This is a genomic window from Streptomyces pseudoechinosporeus (assembly GCF_054783935.1).
Map to the genome: position 1 here is coordinate 85,166 of NZ_BAAGPS010000016.1, position 19,094 is coordinate 104,259.

The 19,094-nt window shown below is 66.6% G+C and carries 16 protein-coding genes and 1 tRNA gene; 2 read left to right on the plus strand and 15 right to left on the minus strand.

Features of this window, described 5'->3' with window-relative positions; translation table 11 throughout:
* Nucleotides 1-20 precede the first annotated feature (20 nt).
* The 13 genes from rpsG to ACYVO6_RS21385 form a co-directional block, all read right to left on the minus strand.
* Nucleotides 21-491, minus strand: a complete 471-nt coding sequence (rpsG, locus tag ACYVO6_RS21325) for a 30S ribosomal protein S7 (RefSeq protein ID WP_003974303.1) — start codon at nt 489-491, stop codon at nt 21-23.
* A gap of 2 nt (nt 492-493) precedes the next feature.
* On the minus strand, nt 494-865 hold the full coding sequence (gene rpsL, locus ACYVO6_RS21330) for a 30S ribosomal protein S12 (RefSeq protein WP_003948652.1): 372 nt from the start codon (nt 863-865) through the stop codon (nt 494-496).
* Between the two features lie 253 nt (nt 866-1,118).
* On the minus strand, nt 1,119-1,667 hold the full coding sequence (locus ACYVO6_RS21335; RefSeq protein ID WP_461063368.1) for a DUF1707 and DUF4190 domain-containing protein: 549 nt from the start codon (nt 1,665-1,667) through the stop codon (nt 1,119-1,121).
* A 187-nt stretch (nt 1,668-1,854) separates the two neighbouring features.
* A complete protein-coding gene (locus ACYVO6_RS21340) occupies nt 1,855-5,754 on the minus strand; it encodes a DNA-directed RNA polymerase subunit beta' (RefSeq protein WP_461063370.1) in 3,900 nt (1,299 codons plus the stop codon).
* 97 nt (nt 5,755-5,851) lie between these two features.
* Nucleotides 5,852-9,340, minus strand: a complete 3,489-nt coding sequence (gene rpoB / locus ACYVO6_RS21345) for a DNA-directed RNA polymerase subunit beta (protein WP_461063372.1) — start codon at nt 9,338-9,340, stop codon at nt 5,852-5,854.
* A 631-nt stretch (nt 9,341-9,971) separates the two neighbouring features.
* The gene (gene rplL, locus ACYVO6_RS21350) at nt 9,972-10,358 is read right to left on the minus strand and encodes a 50S ribosomal protein L7/L12 (protein ID WP_461063374.1); all 387 of its coding nucleotides are present in this window, start codon (nt 10,356-10,358) and stop codon (nt 9,972-9,974) included.
* Between the two features lie 125 nt (nt 10,359-10,483).
* On the minus strand, nt 10,484-11,011 hold the full coding sequence (gene rplJ, locus ACYVO6_RS21355; protein ID WP_033319616.1) for a 50S ribosomal protein L10: 528 nt from the start codon (nt 11,009-11,011) through the stop codon (nt 10,484-10,486).
* Nucleotides 11,012-11,538: 527 nt separating this feature from the next.
* Nucleotides 11,539-11,922, minus strand: coding sequence for a hypothetical protein (locus ACYVO6_RS21360; protein WP_461063376.1), 384 nt, complete (start codon nt 11,920-11,922; stop codon nt 11,539-11,541).
* Nucleotides 11,923-12,084: 162 nt separating this feature from the next.
* The gene (gene rplA / locus ACYVO6_RS21365; RefSeq protein WP_461063378.1) at nt 12,085-12,810 is read right to left on the minus strand and encodes a 50S ribosomal protein L1; all 726 of its coding nucleotides are present in this window, start codon (nt 12,808-12,810) and stop codon (nt 12,085-12,087) included.
* 104 nt (nt 12,811-12,914) lie between these two features.
* On the minus strand, nt 12,915-13,349 hold the full coding sequence (gene rplK, locus ACYVO6_RS21370; RefSeq protein ID WP_033319614.1) for a 50S ribosomal protein L11: 435 nt from the start codon (nt 13,347-13,349) through the stop codon (nt 12,915-12,917).
* 159 nt (nt 13,350-13,508) lie between these two features.
* Complete coding sequence (nusG, locus tag ACYVO6_RS21375) at nt 13,509-14,375, minus strand: transcription termination/antitermination protein NusG (RefSeq protein WP_461063381.1); 867 nt, start codon at nt 14,373-14,375, stop codon at nt 13,509-13,511.
* A 78-nt stretch (nt 14,376-14,453) separates the two neighbouring features.
* Nucleotides 14,454-14,741, minus strand: a complete 288-nt coding sequence (gene secE, locus ACYVO6_RS21380) for a preprotein translocase subunit SecE (RefSeq protein WP_165261552.1) — start codon at nt 14,739-14,741, stop codon at nt 14,454-14,456.
* A gap of 109 nt (nt 14,742-14,850) precedes the next feature.
* Nucleotides 14,851-14,923 (minus strand) — tRNA-Trp (locus ACYVO6_RS21385).
* A gap of 202 nt (nt 14,924-15,125) precedes the next feature.
* Here ACYVO6_RS21385 and ACYVO6_RS21390 point away from each other — a divergent pair.
* Nucleotides 15,126-16,352: a pyridoxal phosphate-dependent aminotransferase gene (locus tag ACYVO6_RS21390; protein WP_461063383.1), complete on the plus strand. Its 1,227-nt coding sequence runs from the start codon at nt 15,126-15,128 to the stop codon at nt 16,350-16,352.
* A gap of 158 nt (nt 16,353-16,510) precedes the next feature.
* On the plus strand, nt 16,511-17,539 hold the full coding sequence (locus ACYVO6_RS21395) for an adenosine deaminase (RefSeq protein ID WP_461063386.1): 1,029 nt from the start codon (nt 16,511-16,513) through the stop codon (nt 17,537-17,539).
* A 9-nt stretch (nt 17,540-17,548) separates the two neighbouring features.
* Here ACYVO6_RS21395 and ACYVO6_RS21400 read toward each other — a convergent pair whose 3' ends face one another.
* Both ACYVO6_RS21400 and ACYVO6_RS21405 read right to left on the minus strand, forming a co-directional pair.
* Nucleotides 17,549-18,610, minus strand: coding sequence for a UDP-N-acetylmuramate dehydrogenase (locus tag ACYVO6_RS21400; protein WP_461063388.1), 1,062 nt, complete (start codon nt 18,608-18,610; stop codon nt 17,549-17,551).
* A 56-nt stretch (nt 18,611-18,666) separates the two neighbouring features.
* Nucleotides 18,667-19,044, minus strand: a complete 378-nt coding sequence (locus ACYVO6_RS21405; RefSeq protein WP_461063390.1) for a DUF3291 domain-containing protein — start codon at nt 19,042-19,044, stop codon at nt 18,667-18,669.
* Nucleotides 19,045-19,094: the final 50 nt, after the last annotated feature.

Consider the following 19,094-nt stretch of genomic DNA (forward strand, 5'->3'; position numbering starts at 1 on the left):
GGTCTCGATGTGGGTAGCGACTACCAGCGGTAGTGCGCGAAGGCCTTGTTGGACTCAGCCATCTTGTGGGTGTCCTCGCGCTTCTTCACAGCGGCACCAAGGCCGTTGGAGGCGTCGAGAAGCTCGTTGAGCAGACGCTCGGTCATGGTCTTCTCGCGACGGGCGCGGGAGTAACCGACCAGCCAGCGCAGCGCCAGGGTGTTGGCACGACCGGGCTTGACCTCGATCGGAACCTGGTAGGTGGCGCCACCGACACGGCGGGACTTGACCTCGAGGGTCGGCTTGATGTTCTCCAGCGCGCGCTTCAGCGTGATGACCGGGTCATTGCCCGTCTTCTCACGCAGACCCTCCATGGCGCCGTAGACGATGCGCTCGGCGGTGGAGCGCTTGCCGTTCAGCAGCACCTTGTTGATGAGGGAGGTCACCAGAGGAGAACCGTAGACCGGGTCAATGATGACCGGGCGCTTCGGGGCGGGGCCCTTACGAGGCATTCTTACTTCTCCTTCTTGGCGCCGTAGCGGCTGCGGGCCTGCTTGCGGTTCTTGACACCCTGGGTGTCGAGCGAGCCACGGATGATCTTGTAGCGAACACCCGGCAGGTCCTTCACACGGCCGCCGCGCACGAGCACGATGGAGTGCTCCTGCAGGTTGTGTCCCTCACCCGGAATGTAAGCGGTGACTTCGATCCCGCTGGTCAGACGCACACGCGCGACCTTACGCAGGGCCGAGTTCGGCTTCTTCGGGGTGGTCGTGAACACACGCGTGCAGACGCCGCGACGCTGGGGCGAACCCTCGAGTGCGGGCGTCTTGTTCTTCTCGACCTTGTCCTGCCGGCCCTTCCGGACCAGCTGCTGGATCGTAGGCACTACTTCTCCGGTTTCTGTGTGCCGAATGGTGAAGCTAACCTGGAACGTTGCCGACCCACGCGGTCGGGTGTGTCGAATGCTGCAGACTCCCGCCGCAAGGCAGAAAGGGCGCAGATTACGGTGGCCGGTGACGGTTCCCGTTGCGGTCTGAAGGCACGCACGGAAGCCAGGGCACACCCCAGGCACAAGGTCTGAGCGTACCTACCTCATACGCTGCGGTCAAAACAAATGGGCGCAGGCAGGGAACCGGCCGTCAGGCGCCCGAGGCCGAAGCCGCGATCATGATCATCAGGAACAGCGCCCAGCCCGCCACGGACAGCCAGCCGAGGATGAGTCCGGCCATCGCGAAACCCTCGCCGCTCTCGCCGGTGCGGCGTATCTCGGCGCGTGCCGTATGACCCAGGATCACCGCGGGCAGGCCGGTGACACCGAAGGTCATCGTGGTGAGCACACCACAGACCATGGAACCGACCGCCTTGCCGTTGGTGGGCGGCGGCTGTGCGGGCAGGAAGGTCCGCGGCACGGGCGCCGAGGCGGCCATGGGCACGGGCATGGGGCCCTGTGGCAGGTCGGCGACGAGCAGGGCCAACTCGCCGACCGTGCGGGCCTCGTAGGCCCTTGCGATGCGCTTCTCGAGCTCGGCCTGCTGCAGGCGTCCCTCGCCGAAGCCCGCTCTGAGCACGTCGACTGCGCGCTCTCTGTCGGCGTGGGAGGCCAGCATCGACGAGCCGTTCTGGCCCTGCCAGGGCTGCGGACTACTGCCCTGGCCCTGCCACGGCTGCCACTGCGATGGGTACGACACGGACACCTCCCCCGGGGCTGAATGCCTCCATCATCCTCCAACGCGTCAATATCGGCATCGGTTCCCTGGCCCGCACTTCCGTTTCAAATCGGCATCGGCGGACTCGGTGTCGGCGGGCGAGAAGCACGCCGAAGGGCGGCCACCCCGTACGAAACGGAGTGACCGCCCTTCAACTCAAGCGACCCGCTTACTGGTTGTACGGACCGTAGTCGTAGTCCTCCAGCGGAACGGCCTGGCCGGAGCCCGTGCCGAACGGCGAGTAGTCGATGTCGTCGTAGCCGACGGCCGAGTACATCGCGGCCTTGGCCTCCTCGGTCGGCTCGACCCGGATGTTGCGGTAGCGGGACAGGCCCGTACCGGCCGGGATGAGCTTACCGATGATGACGTTCTCCTTGAGGCCGATCAGGGAGTCGGACTTGGCGTTGATCGCCGCGTCCGTGAGGACCCTGGTCGTCTCCTGGAAGGACGCCGCCGACAGCCACGACTCGGTGGCGAGGGAGGCCTTGGTGATACCCATCAGCTGCGGACGGCCGGAGGCCGGGTGGCCGCCTTCCTGGACCACACGACGGTTCTCGGTCTCGAACTTCGAGCGCTCCACGAGCTCGCCGGGCAGCAGCTCGGCGTCGCCGGACTCGATGATCGTCACCCGGCGGAGCATCTGCCGGATGATGATCTCGATGTGCTTGTCGTGGATCGACACACCCTGCGAGTTGTAGACCTTCTGCACCTCGCCGACCAGGTGGACCTGAACGGCCCGCTGACCGAGGATGCGCAGCACGTCGTGCGGGTTGGTGGCACCGTAGGTGAGCTTCTGGCCCACCTCGACGTGGTCGCCCTCGCGCACCTGGAGCTTGGCGCGCTTCGAGATCGGGTACGCCGTCTCGTCGCTGCCGTCGTCCGGGGTCACGACGAGCTTCTTGGTCTTCTCGGTCTCCTCGATCCGTACGCGGCCGGAGGCCTCGGAGATCGGGGCGACACCCTTGGGCGTACGAGCCTCGAAGAGCTCGACGACACGGGGCAGACCCTGGGTGATGTCGTCACCGGCCACACCACCGGTGTGGAAGGTACGCATCGTCAGCTGCGTGCCGGGCTCACCGATGGACTGGGCGGCGATGATGCCGACCGCCTCACCGATGTCGACCAGCTTGCCGGTGGCCAGCGAACGGCCGTAGCACATGGCGCAGGTGCCGACGGCGGACTCGCAGGTCAGGACCGAGCGGGTCTTGACCTCCTCGATGCCGTACTTCACCAGCTCGTCGATGAGGACGTCGCCCAGGTCGGTGTTGGCCGGGGCCAGCACCCTGCCGTCGGCGACGATGTCCTCGGCCAGCGCACGTGCGTACACGCTGGTCTCGACGTTGTCCGCCTTGCGCAGGACACCGTCGGCGCCCCGGTCCGCGATCCGCAGACGCAGGCCACGGTCGGTGCCGCAGTCCTCCTCGCGGATGATGACGTCCTGCGAGACGTCGACCAGACGACGGGTGAGGTAACCCGAGTCGGCGGTACGCAGAGCGGTGTCCGCCAGACCCTTACGGGCACCGTGCGTGGAGATGAAGTACTCCAGCACGGACAGACCCTCACGGAACGACGCCTTGATGGGACGCGGGATCGTCTCGTTCTTGGCGTTCGACACCAGACCGCGCATACCGGCGATCTGACGCATCTGCATCATGTTCCCTCGGGCGCCCGAGTTCACCATCATGAAGATCGGGTTGGTCTTCGGGAAGTTGTCGTTCATCGCCTCGGCGACCTCGTTGGTCGCCTTGGTCCAGATCGCGATGAGCTCCTGCGTGCGCTCGTCCTTGGTGATCAGACCGCGCTCGTACTGCTTCTGGACCTTCTCGTCCTGCGCCTCGTAACCCTTGACGATCTCCTTCTTCGCCTCGGGAACGACGACGTCGGAGATGGCCACGGTGACGCCGGAACGGGTCGCCCAGAAGAAGCCGGCAGCCTTCAGGTTGTCGAGCGTCGCCGCCACGATGACCTTGGGGTAGCGCTCGGCGAGGTCGTTGACGATCTCGGAGAGCTGCTTCTTGCCGACCTCGTAGTCGACGAACGGGTAGTCCTCGGGCAGCAGCTCGTTGAAGAGCGCACGTCCGAGCGTGGTCTTCAGCCGGAAGCTGTCACCCTGCTGCCACTCCGGCTCGCCCTCTTCCCGCGCCGGCGGCGTCCACCCGCGGGGCGGGATGGTGCCGACGGGGAAGCGGATGTCGACCCTCGACTGGAGCGAGAGCTCGCCCGCGTCGAACGCCATGATCGCCTCGGCGGCGGAGCCGAAGGACCGGCCCTCGCCCTTGACGTCCCGCATCTCGCCGTCGGTGGTGAGGAAGAACAGACCGAGGACCATGTCCTGGGTCGGCATCGTCACCGGACGGCCGTCAGCGGGCTTGAGGATGTTGTTCGAGGACAGCATCAGGATGCGGGCCTCGGCCTGCGCCTCCGCGGACAGCGGCAGGTGCACGGCCATCTGGTCACCGTCGAAGTCCGCGTTGAACGCGGTGCAGACGAGCGGGTGGATCTGGATGGCCTTGCCCTCGACCAGCTGCGGCTCGAAGGCCTGGATGCCGAGGCGGTGCAGGGTGGGCGCACGGTTCAGCAGAACCGGGTGCTCGGCGATGACCTCTTCGAGGACGTCGTACACGACCGTACGGCCGCGCTCCACCATGCGCTTCGCGCTCTTGATGTTCTGCGCGTGGTTGAGGTCCACCAGCCGCTTCATCACGAACGGCTTGAAGAGCTCCAGCGCCATCGCCTTCGGCAGACCGCACTGGTGCAGCTTCAGCTGCGGACCGACGACGATCACGGAACGCGCCGAGTAGTCGACTCGCTTACCGAGCAGGTTCTGCCGGAAGCGGCCCTGCTTGCCCTTCAGCATGTCGCTGAGGGACTTCAGGGGGCGGTTACCGGGACCGGTCACCGGGCGACCACGACGGCCGTTGTCGAAGAGGGCGTCAACAGCCTCCTGAAGCATGCGCTTCTCGTTGTTGACGATGATCTCGGGCGCGCCGAGGTCGAGAAGCCTCTTCAGACGGTTGTTGCGGTTGATCACACGGCGGTACAGGTCGTTCAGGTCGGAGGTCGCGAAGCGGCCACCGTCCAGCTGCACCATCGGACGCAGGTCCGGCGGGATGACCGGCACGCAGTCGAGGACCATGCCCTTGGGGCTGTTGGAGGTCTGCAGGAAGGCAGAGACGACCTTCAGCCGCTTCAGCGCACGGGTCTTCTTCTGGCCCTTGCCGGTACGGATGATCTCGCGGAGGCGCTCGGCCTCCTCCTCCAGGTCGAAGGACTCCAGGCGCTTCTGCAGGGCAGCCGCACCCATGGAGCCGTCGAAGTACGTGCCGAAGCGGTCACGCAGCTCGCGGTAGAGGAGCTCGTCGCCCTCCAGGTCCTGGACCTTGAGGTTCTTGAAGCGCGTCCACACCTCGTCGAGACGGTCGATCTCGCGCTGCGCACGGTCACGCAGCTGCTTCATCTCCCGCTCGGCACCTTCGCGCACCTTGCGGCGTACGTCGGCCTTGGCGCCCTCGGCCTCCAGCTCGGCCAGGTCGGTCTCGAGCTTCTTGGCGCGGGCCTCGAGGTCGGCGTCGCGACGGTTCTCGACCTGCTGACGCTCCACGGAGACGTGCGCCTCCAGCGAGGGCAGGTCGCGCGTACGGCGCTCCTCGTCCACGTACGTGATCATGTACGCGGCGAAGTAGATGACCTTCTCGAGGTCCTTCGGGGCGAGGTCGAGGAGGTAGCCGAGCCTCGACGGAACGCCCTTGAAGTACCAGATGTGGGTGACGGGCGCGGCCAGTTCAATGTGGCCCATCCGCTCACGACGCACCTTGGCGCGAGTGACCTCGACGCCGCAGCGCTCGCAGATGATGCCCTTGAAGCGGACACGCTTGTACTTGCCGCAGTAGCACTCCCAGTCCCGGGTCGGACCGAAGATCTTCTCGCAGAAGAGTCCGTCCTTTTCGGGCTTGAGAGTGCGGTAGTTGATGGTCTCCGGCTTCTTGACCTCACCGTGGGACCACTGACGAATGTCGTCAGCGGTAGCGAGGCCGATCCGCAGCTCGTCGAAGAAGTTGACGTCGAGCACTGGTCGTCAATCCCTCTTTCGGGGTCGATTCTTCACTGGTCTGACTGGGGTCCGGGGTTAGCCGGGGCTCTGGTTCAGGGAGCCCCGGCCAGACCCGTCAGACCTCTTCGACGCTGCTCGGCTCGCGCCGGGACAGGTCGATACCGAGCTCCTCCGCGGCGCGGAAGACGTCCTCGTCCGTGTCGCGCATCTCGATGGACATACCGTCCGAGGACAGCACCTCCACGTTGAGGCAGAGCGACTGCATCTCCTTGATGAGCACCTTGAAGGACTCGGGGATGCCGGGCTCGGGGATGTTCTCGCCCTTGACGATGGCCTCGTAGACCTTCACGCGGCCGGTGACGTCGTCGGACTTGATGGTCAGCAGCTCCTGGAGGGCGTACGCGGCGCCATAAGCCTCCAGCGCCCACACCTCCATCTCGCCGAACCGCTGGCCACCGAACTGGGCCTTACCACCCAGCGGCTGCTGGGTGATCATCGAGTACGGACCGGTCGAGCGGGCGTGGAGCTTGTCGTCGACCAGGTGGTGCAGCTTGAGGATGTACATGTAGCCGACCGAGATCGGCTCGGGGAACGGCTCGCCGGAGCGGCCGTCGAACAGCCGCGCCTTGCCGGACGGGAGGACCATGCGGTCGCCGTCGCGGTTCGGGACGGTGTGCTCCAGCAGACCGGCCAGCTCGTCCTCGCGGGCACCGTCGAAGACCGGGGTCGCCACGTTCGTACGCGGGTCGACCTGGTCGGCGCCGATGACCTGGAGGCGCTGCGCCCACTCGTCGGCGAGTCCGGAGACGTCCCAGCCCTGGCTGGCGAGCCAGCCGAGGTGGATCTCCAGAACCTGCCCCGGGTTCATTCGGGACGGCACACCCAGCGGGTTGAGGATGATGTCGACCGGGGTGCCGTCCTCCAGGAACGGCATGTCCTCGATCGGCAGGATCTTCGAGATGACGCCCTTGTTGCCGTGACGGCCGGCGAGCTTGTCACCGTCGGTGATCTTGCGCTTCTGCGCCACGTACACGCGCACCAGCTGGTTCACACCGGGGGGAAGCTCGTCGCCCTCCTCGCGGTCGAAGACGCGGACGCCGATGACCTTGCCGATCTCACCGTGCGGCACCTTCAGCGAGGTGTCGCGCACCTCGCGCGCCTTCTCACCGAAGATCGCACGGAGCAGGCGCTCCTCCGGCGTCAGCTCGGTCTCACCCTTGGGCGTGACCTTGCCGACAAGGATGTCGCCGGCGACGACCTCGGCACCGATACGGATGATGCCGCGCTCGTCGAGGTCGGCGAGGACCTCCTCGGAGACGTTCGGGATGTCCCGGGTGATCTCCTCGGGGCCGAGCTTGGTGTCACGGGCGTCGACCTCGTGCTCCTCGATGTGGATCGAGGAGAGGACGTCGTCCTGCACGAGGCGCTGCGACAGGATGATCGCGTCCTCGTAGTTGTGGCCCTCCCAGGGCATGAAGGCGACGAGCAGGTTCTTGCCCAGCGCCATCTCGCCTTCCTGGGTGGCCGGCCCATCGGCGAGCACCTGGTGCTCGACGACCCGGTCGCCCTCGTCGACGACAACCTTCTGGTTGACCGAGGTGCCCTGGTTGGAACGGGAGAACTTCGCGACGCGGTACGTGGTGTACGTACCGTCGTCGTTGGCGACGGTGATGTAGTCCGCGGAGACCTCCTGGACCACACCCGCCTTCTCGGCCTTGATGACGTCACCGGCGTCGACGGCGCAGCGGTACTCCATGCCCGTACCGACGAGGGGGGCCTCGGCGGTGATCAGCGGCACGGCCTGACGCATCATGTTCGCGCCCATGAGGGCACGGTTGGCGTCGTCGTGCTCGAGGAACGGGATCATGGCGGTCGCGACCGACACCATCTGGCGCGGGGAGACGTCCATGTAGTCGACGTCGTCACCGGGGACGTAGTCGACCTCGCCGCCACGGCGGCGAACCAGCACGCGGGACTCCTCGAACCGCATGTCGTCCGACAGCGGCGCGTTGGCCTGCGCGATGACGAAGCGGTCCTCCTCGTCGGCGGTCAGGTAGTCGACCTCGTCGGTGACGAAACCGTCGGTGACCCGGCGGTACGGCGTCTCGACGAAGCCGAAGGCGTTGACCCGGCCGTACGAGGCGAGCGAGCCGATCAGGCCGATGTTCGGGCCTTCAGGGGTCTCGATCGGGCACATGCGGCCGTAGTGCGAGGGGTGCACGTCACGGACCTCGAAGCCGGCCCGCTCACGGGAGAGACCACCCGGGCCAAGTGCCGACAGACGGCGCTTGTGGGTGAGACCCGACAACGGGTTGTTCTGGTCCATGAACTGCGACAGCTGGCTGGTGCCGAAGAACTCCTTGATGGAGGCGACGACCGGCCGGATGTTGATCAGCGTCTGCGGCGTGATCGCCTCGACGTCCTGGGTGGTCATGCGCTCACGCACGACGCGCTCCATACGCGCCAGACCCGTACGGACCTGGTTCTGGATGAGCTCGCCGACGTTACGCAGACGACGGTTGCCGAAGTGGTCGATGTCGTCGGTCTCGACGACGATCGACGTGCCGTTTTCACCCATGACGGTCTCGGTCTCACCGGCGTGCAGCTTCACCAGGTACTTGATCGTCGAGATGATGTCCTCGACGGTCAGGATCCCGGCGTCCAGCGGGGCGTCGCCGCCCAGCTTCTTGTTGACCTTGTAGCGGCCGACCTTGGCGAGGTCGTAACGCTTCGGGTTGAAGTAGAGGTTCTCGAGCAGCGTCTGCGCGGCCTCACGGGTCGGGGGCTCGCCCGGACGCAGCTTGCGGTAGATGTCGAGCAGTGCGTCGTCCTGGCCCTGGGTGTGATCCTTCTCCAGGGTGGCGCGCATGGACTCGTACTCGCCGAACTCCTCGAGGATCTGCTCGGTTGTCCAACCGAGAGCCTTGAGCAGAACGGTCACGGACTGCTTGCGCTTGCGGTCGATGCGCACACCGACCATGTCGCGCTTGTCGATCTCCATCTCCAGCCAGGCACCCCGGGACGGGATGACCTTCGCGGAGAAGATGTCCTTGTCGGACGTCTTGTCGATGGAGGAATCGAAGTAGACACCCGGCGAACGGACCAGCTGCGACACCACGACACGCTCGGTGCCGTTGATGACGAAGGTGCCCTTGCCGGTCATGAGCGGGAAGTCGCCCATGAAGACGGTCTGGGACTTGATCTCGCCGGTCTCGTTGTTGGTGAACTCAGCGGTGACGAAGAGCGGGGCGGCGTACGTGAAGTCGCGCTCCTTGCACTCGTCGATGGAGTTCTTCGGAGGCTCGAAACGGTGGTCGCGGAAGGTCAGCGACATCGACCCGGAGAAGTCCTCGATCGGAGAGATCTCCTCGAAGATCTCCTCCAGGCCGGACTTGGTGGGGACGTCCTGTCCGCTTTCCAGAGCCGCCTCGACACGAGCCTTCCACGCGTCGTTACCGAGCAGCCAGTCGAAGCTCTCGGTTTGCAGCGCAAGAAGGTTCGGAACCTCGAGGGGCTCCTTGATCTTTGCAAAGGAGATGCGCAGCGGGGCAGTGCTGGCGCCGTTGTTCGTATTCGCGGTCGAGGCAGTGCGCGAGGCGGCCAAGAGGGGGTCCTTCCGAGGGCTCGGACTCACTACGCGCGTACCGGTCCCAAGCCGGGCACAGAGACAGACGTTTCCTGAATCAGCCAAAGAAGGCCAGGTCAGAGCCGTTTCAATCCACAGTGCTCAAGCGAGGGCATGCCCCTGGTGACGGGCAGGAGGCAGCTAACAGGCAGCGCAAAGGGTCAGTGTAGCCACTAGGCCCACTGATGTCCAGTGCGGGTTTTTGAAGACCCTCGTTGTTCTCAACCCCTGCTGCAAGCCACGCCCTCAATGCACCTCGATACTTCCCTCTTCGCCGTCGATCCATGCCTCGGATCCGGATCGTTGTGACGACGCGTCCTGAGAATTGCGCGCTGCGTGCGGTTCGTCAAGGCCCCCCATGCCCAAACCGGATGCTGCCATCGTCACTTGCAGCCCGGTCTGCTGCCCGTCACCGGGGCGGCGGGAGGCACTACGAAGATCACCATACCCACCGCGACCTACAGCGCAAGGCAGCCGCCACGGCACCCCCTCGAACGCCGAAGAGCGACCACCCAACTGGGTGATCGCTCCTCAGTGCGTCCGCGTTACAGCCCTACGGGAGAGCCGTGGTCACGGAAGTCGCCGCGCGGCCGTAGCCGCATGTGGAGACTTACTTGACCTCGACGGAGGCGCCGGCGCCCTTGAGGGACTCGGCGGCCTTGTCGGCGGCTTCCTTGGCGACCTTCTCGAGGACGGCCTTCGGAGCGCCGTCCACGAGGTCCTTGGCCTCCTTCAGACCCAGGGAGGTCAGCTCACGCACGACCTTGATGACCTGGATCTTCTTGTCGCCGGCACCCGTGAGGATGACGTCGAACTCGTCCTGCTCAGGCTCGGCCTCGGCGGCCGGGGCGGCCGGGCCACCGGCGGCGACGACGGCGGCCGGGGCGGCAGCGGTGACGTCGAACTTGTCCTCGAACGCCTTCACGAACTCGGAGAGCTCGATGAGGGTCATCTCCTCGAACTGCGCGAGCAGGTCTTCCTGGCTGAGCTTCGCCATGATGGGCGATCCTTCCACTAAATCGGCTGGTGCCGGATGTACATGTCGGCGGGCGTACGTTGGGCCCGCTTCGACCGTCGCCTCAGGACTGCTGCCTTGAGACCGCGGTCAATGTGCGAGCCGAATTACTCGGCACCGCCCTGCTCGGCCTTCTTGGCACGAAGCGCCTCCGCGGTGCGGACGAACTTCGAGGGAAGCGCCTGGAAGACCGCGGCAGCCTGGGACGGCTTGGCCTTCATGGCACCTGCCAGCTTGGCGAGCAGAACCTCGCGGGACTCGAGGTCCGCAAGCTTCTTGATCTCGTCGGCGGACAACGCCTTGCCCTCAAGGACACCGCCCTTGATGACGAGAGAGGGGTTGTTCTTGGCGAAGTCACGCAGACCCTTCGCCGCCACGACCGGGTCACCGGTCACGAAGGCAACAGCGGTCGAGCCCTCGAGGTGCTCGTCCAGCTCGACCCCGGCCTGCTTGGCCGCGATCTGGGTCAGCGTGTTCTTCACCACTCGGTACTGAGCGTTCTCGCCGAGAGAACGGCGCAGCTCCTGGAGCTGCGCCACGGTCAGTCCGGTGTACGAAGTGACGACAGCGGCATTGGAGTCACGCAGCTTCGTCGTGATCTCTTCAACGGCTGCGACCTTGTCGGACGTCGCCATGAGCCTCGGCCTCCTTCCGGGGTGATGATCCTCGACTGACCTCTCGATCAGCCGCACGTCGCCGGACCGCCTGAATCAGGCACGCGAGGAAGGGGCTCGTCTTCAAAACGAAACGCCCCGGCGCAGGCGCACGGGGCGTGAACTCGACCGGACGTCCTTACGGACACGGGAGCTCTTCCACAGTCACCTGCGCGGGCCGTCCGCAGTTCAGCGGATCCTTCGGCCACCATGTCCTCGTACGAGCACACGGCAACGACCAGCGGTCTTTGGCTTCCGGGGAAGCGTACGCGACCGGCCGAGTGTCAAGCAAATCCGCCGGCGGTCGGGCGGGACGCCTGCGCCCCTAAGCGGTCTCGGGGAGGTGGGGTGCGTTTCCGCGTCGTCCGGTGCGGTGCATCGGCGTGCTGCCGCATCGCCCTCGTACTGGACGTACTTGGGTGATGCGGCAGTGCGGCGAGGTGCCGTGCCGGGCGGCGTGGGGGCGTGCCTCACCTCCCCGAGACCGCTTAGGGGCCCCAGCGGAGCGTTCACGCCGCCGGCTGAGTCCCCACCAGATCCTTGAAGTCCGCGGTGTCGGCAGCCGGCGGCTCCTCCGCGGAGACCTCCACCCCGTAGTCGCTGTAGTACGCCGTGGAGGACAGCGGCCCGCTCGCCAGCTCCCCCTTCTCGACCTTCTTCACCAGCAGATCGTCATCGTTGACCCAGATGTCGACCCTCTCGGTGGTGATCCCGGCCTGCTGCAACTGCCGCTTCAAGTCGGCCGGTTGATCCTCGGTGAGGCTCGAGTTCCGCACAGCGAGATCCGCGACGTCCACCTTGTCGTCGTCCCCCGAGCCCTGGCCGGAGTCCGAGCCGCTACAGGCCACCACCGCGATCGCCAGGCTCACGCGGCGCACGCTCGTGCTCTTCATTCGTCCCGCCCCCATGAGATTCCTGTGCCCCGCACGCCAGCGCAGGCCACTGACACCCGGCTCAAGAAATCCACATCCACCAAAGGGACGGGCCCCGCACCTCGAAAGGTTGCGGGGCCCGCTGACAAGAACGCGTACGCGACTGCCGGGTGAGCGTCGGACTCAGACGGCTGCCCGGTCCTCCTCGGCGAGGAGGTTGCGGGTGCGGTTCGGGTCGACCGGAATGCCGGGGCCCATCGTGGTGGTGATGGCGGCCTTCCTGATGTACCGGCCCTTCGCGGCGGACGGCTTCAGACGGAGGATCTCGTCCAGCGCGGCGCCATAGTTCTCCACCAGCTTGGTGTCGTCGAAAGACGCCTTGCCGATGATGAAGTGCAGGTTCGAGTGCTTGTCGACGCGGAACTCGATCTTGCCGCCCTTGATCTCGGTCACGGCCTTGGCCACGTCCGGGGTCACGGTGCCGGTCTTCGGGTTCGGCATCAGACCACGCGGGCCGAGGACCCGGCCGAGGCGGCCGACCTTGCCCATGAGGTCCGGGGTGGCGACGACGGCGTCGAAGTCCAGACGGCCCTTCGACACCTCGTCGATCAGCTCGTCGGAGCCGACGATGTCGGCGCCCGCGGCGGTCGCGGCCTCGGCACGGTCACCGGTCGCGAAGACCAGGACCCGGGCGGTCTTACCGGTGCCGTGCGGGAGGTTGACGGTGCCACGGACCATCTGGTCGGCCTTGCGCGGGTCAACGCCCAGGCGGAAGGCGACCTCGACGGTGCCGTCGAACTTCGTGGTGGAGGTCTCCTTGGCGAGACGCACGGCCTCGAGCGGGGCGTACAGCTTCTCCCGGTCGATCTTGGCGTCCGCAGCGCGGAGAGACTTGCTGCGCTTGCTCACTGCTGCTCCTGATGTCTTCTAAAGGAGTCGTGGTCCGGGCCGAGCAGGCCCTTCCACGTGCCCGGATGCGGCTGTCGCCGCACAGGCCTTACGGATGGTGGAGGTCAGCCCTCGACCGTGATGCCCATGGAACGGGCGGTACCGGCGATGATCTTCGCCGCGGCGTCCAGGTCGTTCGCGTTCAGGTCGGGCATCTTGGTGGTGGCGATCTCACGGACCTGCGCCTGGGTGATCTTGGCGACCTTGGTCTTGTGCGGCTCGCCGGAGCCCTTCTGTACGCCCGCGGCCTTGAGGATCATCTTGGCGGCCGGCGGCGTCTTGGTGATGAAGGTGAAAGAGCGGTCGTCGTAGACCGTGATCTCCACCGGGATCACCGAACCACGCTGCGACTCGGTCGCGGCGTTGTAGGCCTTGCAGAACTCCATGATGTTGACGCCGTGCTGGCCCAGCGCCGGGCCGACCGGCGGAGCCGGGTTGGCGGCACCGGCCTGGATCTGGAGCTTGATCAGCCCCGTGACCTTCTTCTTCTTGGGAGGCATTCCGGGTCCTCTTTCTGGACTTCCTTGTCGTGTTGCCACGAAGGCAACCGCACCACGATAACGGGCAACGTGGCGCAGCCTGAAACCGAGCAGGTCAGACCAACTGTGAAAGCCGGTCTGACCTGGACGGAACTTGGTGTTTCAGAAGGCTCCGAGGAGCTAGTTCTTCTGAATCTGGTCGAAGGACAACTCGACCGGGGTCTCGCGGCCGAAGATCTCGACGAGGCCCTTGACCTTCTTCGAGTCGGCGTTGATCTCGTTGATGGTCGCCTGGAGCGTCGCGAACGGGCCGTCGGTGACGGTGACCGAGTCGCCGACCTCGAAGTCCAGTACCTGGACCTCCATCTTGCGGGCCGGAGCCGGCTTACCCTCGGCCTCCGCGGCCTCACGCGCGGCCTTCTCCTCGGCCTCCGGGGCGAGCATCTTGACGATCTCGTCCAGGGTCAGCGGGTACGGGTCGTAGGCGTTGCCCACGAAGCCGGTGACACCGGGCGTGTTGCGGACGACGCCCCAGGACTCGTTCGTCAGATCCATGCGGACGAGAACGTAACCGGGCAGCTTGTTCTGCCGGACGTTCTTGCGCTCGCCGTTCTTGATCTGGACGATCTCTTCCTCGGGGACCTCGGCCTGATAGATGAAGTCCTCGACGTTCAGCGAGACGGCGCGCTGCTCCAGGTTGGCCTTCACGCGCTTCTCGTAACCGGCGTAGGTGTGGATGACGTACCACTCGCCGGGCAGTCCCTGAAGCTCCTCACGGAGGGCGGTGACCGGGTCGACCGGCTCGGCCTCTTCCTCCGCGGCCTCGGCTTCCTCCAGGACTTCTTCCGTGGCTTCCTCGGCGACGGCCGCGTCCTCGCTCGACGCGTCCTCGGCTTCGGCGGCCTCGGTCAGGGCAGCGTCTTCGGTGTTCTCAGTGTGGTCGGTGTTCTCGACGTTCTTCTCAGCGTCCGCAGCCTCGACGATGTCGAGCTCGTCCTCAACGGACTCCGCCGACTCGATGGCGTCGTTCAGGTTCGGGTCAGACACGGTGGCTGCTTCTTCCTGGATACATGGGGGTGGAACACGCGAAAGGGGGCGCCGGGTACGGCGCCCTTCGCGCTTGGCTCAGCCAAAGACGTACTTGGCCGCCTTGTCGAGTCCAAAGTCAATCACAGTCACCAGACCGATCATGATCACAACGAAGACGATCACCACAGTGGTGTATGTCGTCAGCTGACTGCGAGTCGGCCAGACAACCTTGCGGAGTTCCGCGACGATCTGGCGGTAGAAGAGGGCGAGGCGCTTCAGCGGGCCCTTCTTGGCACGCTTGCCGCCCTTGCGGCCCTTCTTCTTGGACTCCGGCACCTCATCCTGGGCATCAGGCATGTCGATGGAGCCCACGGCGTCCGTCACTCGTCCTCACCTGATTCCGGGTCGTGGCCGTGCCGCGCCCGGTTGAGCCGCACGGCGGGTGCATTGCAGTACGTACATGCGCACACATCCTGACGAAAGGAGTGTGTAGCAGGGCCGGAGGGACTTGAACCCCCAACCGCTGGTTTTGGAGACCAGTGCTCTACCAATTGAGCTACGACCCTTTGTTTCCCTTCAACGTACCGCATCCGTCCGGGTGCTCGGTGTGCACCCGGTGCGTGCGGCCGGTGAAGGCCAACGAGGTGAGAGTGTACGTGGTCGGCGGCCGGTCGTCGAACAGAAAGCGCCCGTACGGGCCTTGGCGGGGCCCGCTCAGTCTGTGAAACCCGTGTGCCGTGGACGTTTCGGGTCTGGAACGATGGGCCCATGAGCGCTGCAACCCCTCCCACCGAGCGCCGGGTCTCCGCCCGAGTCGGTGCGATCTCCGAGTCCGCCACCCTCGCCGTGGACGCCAAGGCCAAGGCCCTGAAGGCCGCCGGACGTCCGGTGATCGGCTTCGGCGCCGGTGAGCCCGACTTCCCGACGCCGGACTACATCGTCGAGGCCGCCATCGAGGCGTGCAAGAACCCGAAGTACCACCGCTACACGCCGGCCGGTGGCCTTCCCGAGCTGAAGGCCGCGATCGCCGCCAAGACGCTGCGCGACTCCGGCTACGAACCCGAGGTCTCGCAGATCCTGGTGACCAACGGCGGCAAGCAGGCCATCTACGAGGCGTTCGCCGCGATCCTCGACCCGGGCGACGAGGTGATCGTCCCGGCTCCCTACTGGACGACGTACCCGGAGTCGATCCGCCTCGCCGGCGGCGTCCCGGTCGAGGTCGTCGCCGACGAGACCACCGGCTACCGCGTCTCGGTCGAGCAGCTGGAGGCGGCCCGTACAGAGAAGACCAAGGTCGTCCTCTTCGTGTCCCCGTCCAACCCGACCGGCGCCGTCTACAACCGGGCCGATACCGAGGCCATCGGCCGCTGGGCCGTCGAGCACGGCCTGTGGGTGATGACGGACGAGATCTACGAGCACCTCGTCTACGGAGACGCCGCTTCCGTGTCGCTGCCGGCCCTCCTGCCCGAGCTGCGCGACAAGTGCGTCGTGGTCAACGGTGTGGCGAAGACGTACGCGATGACGGGTTGGCGCGTTGGCTGGATCATCGGCCCGAAGGATGTGGTGAAGGCCGCGACGAACCTCCAGTCGCACGCCACCTCCAATGTGTCGAACGTGGCGCAGATCGCCGCGCTCGCCGCCGTCTCGGGCGACCTGGAGGCCGTCGCCAAGATGCGTGAGGCCTTCGACCGGCGCCGCAAGACCATTGTGCGGATGCTGAACGAGATCGACGGCGTCGTCTGCCCCGAGCCCGAGGGCGCCTTCTACGCGTACCCCTCCGTGAAGGCCCTCATCGGCAAGGAGATCCGCGGCAAGCGCCCGAAGGACACGGTCGAGCTGGCCGCCCTGATCCTGGAGGAGGTCGAGGTCGCGGTCGTCCCGGGCGAGGCCTTCGGCACTCCGGGTTACCTGCGGCTTTCGTACGCGCTCGGGGACGAGGACCTCGTCGAGGGTGTCTCCCGGATGCAGAAGCTGCTGGCGGAGGCACGGGCCTGAGTTTTTGTACGTCCTAGGGGCGTTGTTTTTGTTTTCGTGCTCCACGCGCGTGTGCGGGTCGCTTTCCTTTGGGGAGGCGGCCCGCTTCTCAGTGCGAGCAAGACCACGTTCGGGGAAAGCGCTACCGACTCGACAGCGACGTACGGCAGGATCTTGGGATGCAGCACGTACGTGATGTCTCTGAGTTGCCGAAAGCCCATCTGCACCTGCACTTCACCGGGTCGATGCGGATCACCACCCTGCTGGAACTGGCCGACAAGCACGGGATCCATCTTCCCGACGCGCTGACCAGCGGCGAGCCGCCGAAGCTGCGGGCCACGGACGAGCGGGGCTGGTTCCGTTTCCAGCGGCTGTACGACGCGGCGCGGTCGTGCCTCAGAGAGCCCGAGGACATTCAGCGGCTGGTGCGCGAAGCTGCCGAGGAGGACCTCAGGGACGGCTCCGGCTGGCTGGAGATCCAGGTCGATCCGACGTCGTACGCGCCTCGCCTGGGCGGGCTGATTCCGGCCCTGGAGGTCATCCTGGACGCGGTGGACTCGGCCGTGCGCGAGACCGGGCTCGGGATGCGGGTCCTGGTGGCCGCGAACCGTATGAAGCACCCGCTGGACGCCCGCACGCTGGCCCGTCTGGCCGTGCGGTACGCGGACCGCGGCATCGTCGGCTTCGGGCTCTCCAACGACGAACGCCGGGGCATGGCACGGGACTTCGACCGGGCCTTCGCCATCGCGCGTGAGGGCGGGCTGCTGGCCGCTCCGCACGGCGGCGAGCTGACGGGTCCCGCGTCGGTGCGCGACTGCCTGGACGACCTGGAGGCGTCGCGGGTCGGGCACGGGGTGCGGGCGGCCGAGGACCCGCGTCTGCTGAAGCGGCTCGCGGACCGTGGGGTGACGTGTGAGGTGTGCCCGGCGTCGAACGTGGCCCTAGGGGTGTACGAAAAGCCGGAGGACGTCCCCTTGCGCACGCTTTTCGAAGCCGGGGTTCCTATGGCACTCGGTGCGGACGATCCCCTTCTCTTCGGCTCGCGCCTGGCCGCCCAGTACGAGATCGCGCGCCGCCATCACGGTTTCACGGATGCGGAACTGGCCGAACTGGCACGGCAGTCGGTACGGGGATCGGCTGCGCCCCGGGACGTCAAGGAGAAGCTTCTCTCCGGGATCGACGCCTGGCTCACGGCTCCGGCTGAGTGAGAGGGCCGGTCAGAGGCTGACGCCCACCATCACCGGTTCGTTGACCAGTGTGATCCCGAAGGCGGCGTGGACTCCGGCGACGACCTCGCGGGCCAGCGCGAGCAGGTCCTCGGTGGTGGCCTCGCCGCGGTTGGTGAGGGCGAGGGTGTGCTTGGTGGAGATGCGCGCGGGGCCGGTGCCGTAGCCCTTGGTGAAGCCCGACTTGTCGATCAGCCAGGCCGCGGAGGTCTTGGTGTGGCCGTTGCCTGCCGGGTACGCGGGTGGAACCACGTCGGTCCCCAAACGCGCCTCCACGCGCGCGTGGAACGCCGCGAACTCCTCGTCCGTGAGGATCGGGTTGGTGAAGAAGGATCCTGCCGACCAGGTGTCGTGGTCCTCGGGGTCCAGGACCATGCCTTTGCCGGAGCGCAGCTTCAGGACGGTCTCACGGGCAGCCGCGAGGGGCACGCGCTCGCCGGCCTCGACACCCAGGGCGCGGGCGGTCTCGGCGTACTTGATCGGCGCGGAGAGCCCGTCGGCGTCCTCCAGCGCGAAGCGGACGCGCAGGACGACGAAGCGTTCGGGGTCGGCCTTGAAGCGGCTGTGGCGGTACGAGAAGGCGCAGTCGGCGTTCGGAACGGTGACCGTTTCGCGACTCTTCCGGTCGTATGCGATCACTTCGGTGATCGTCGACGACACTTCCTGGCCGTACGCGCCGACGTTCTGGATGGGTGTCGCGCCCGCGGAGCCGGGGATTCCGGCGAGGCACTCGATGCCCGCGAGGCCCGCCTCGACGGTGCGGGCGACCGCGTCGGTCCATACCTCGCCGGCGGCCAACTCCAGCTTCGTACCGTCGAGTTCGAAGCCGCGCGTGGCGATGCGCAGGGCGGTTCCCGCGAAGCCCTTGTCGCCGATGACCAGGTTGGAGCCGCCGCCGATGAGCAGCAGCGGCGTACCGGTGTCGTCGGCCTCGCGGACGGCGGCGACCACCTCGGCGTCGGTCGTCGCGGTGATCAGCCGTGCGGCGGGACCGCCGAGCCGGAAGGTGGTCAGTGGGGCGAGTGGGGCGTCGTGGAGTTCCTGCACGGGCACAAGGGTACGAGAAGGGCCCCGCCGGTCAGGGCGGGGCCGTTCTCCGTGTGGTTCGACTACAGGCGCCGGAACGCATCCGACCAGTCCAGCGGGAGGTCGTCCGTGGTCGCCGTCCAGGTGGCGAACTTCGCGTCCCGCATCTGAGGGCCGAGGCCCCGGGCGGTCGGCGCATGGGTGCCGGAGCGGGCGAAGGCCTTGAGCGCCGCGGGTGACTCCCAGGCGGACAGCGTCCAGAAGGTCCGCCGCAACGGCGCCGCCTTCAGCGAGGCCCCGTACGCGCCCGGCGCCTTGCGCACCTGTCGCCAGACACCCGGCGTCCTGGCGAAGAACTTGAGCGCTCCCCAGAGGGTGCGGGTTTCGAAACGGGAGGCGAAGACATGCACTTCGGCGTGCTCCGGCGGGATGTTCGGCACGGTCCAGGGGAGGGTGGGCATGACCGGGCTCCTTCCAGGATTTGATTTCCGAACTCTGGGGGTTTGTTCCT

Bases quoted from the DNA above. Each gene is read 5' to 3' on its own strand.
- rpsG (WP_003974303.1), bottom strand. From the start codon at position 491: ATGCCTCGTAAGGGCCCCGCCCCGAAGCGCCCGGTCATCATTGACCCG.
- ACYVO6_RS21405 (WP_461063390.1), bottom strand. From the start codon at position 19,044: ATGCCCACCCTCCCCTGGACCGTGCCGAACATCCCGCCGGAGCACGCC.
- ACYVO6_RS21390 (WP_461063383.1), top strand. From the start codon at position 15,126: ATGAGCGCTGCAACCCCTCCCACCGAGCGCCGGGTCTCCGCCCGAGTC.
- ACYVO6_RS21360 (WP_461063376.1), bottom strand. From the start codon at position 11,922: ATGAAGAGCACGAGCGTGCGCCGCGTGAGCCTGGCGATCGCGGTGGTG.
- rplK (WP_033319614.1), bottom strand. From the start codon at position 13,349: ATGCCTCCCAAGAAGAAGAAGGTCACGGGGCTGATCAAGCTCCAGATC.
- rplL (WP_461063374.1), bottom strand. From the start codon at position 10,358: ATGGCGAAGCTCAGCCAGGAAGACCTGCTCGCGCAGTTCGAGGAGATG.
- ACYVO6_RS21395 (WP_461063386.1), top strand. From the start codon at position 16,511: ATGCAGCACGTACGTGATGTCTCTGAGTTGCCGAAAGCCCATCTGCAC.
- rplJ (WP_033319616.1), bottom strand. From the start codon at position 11,011: ATGGCGACGTCCGACAAGGTCGCAGCCGTTGAAGAGATCACGACGAAG.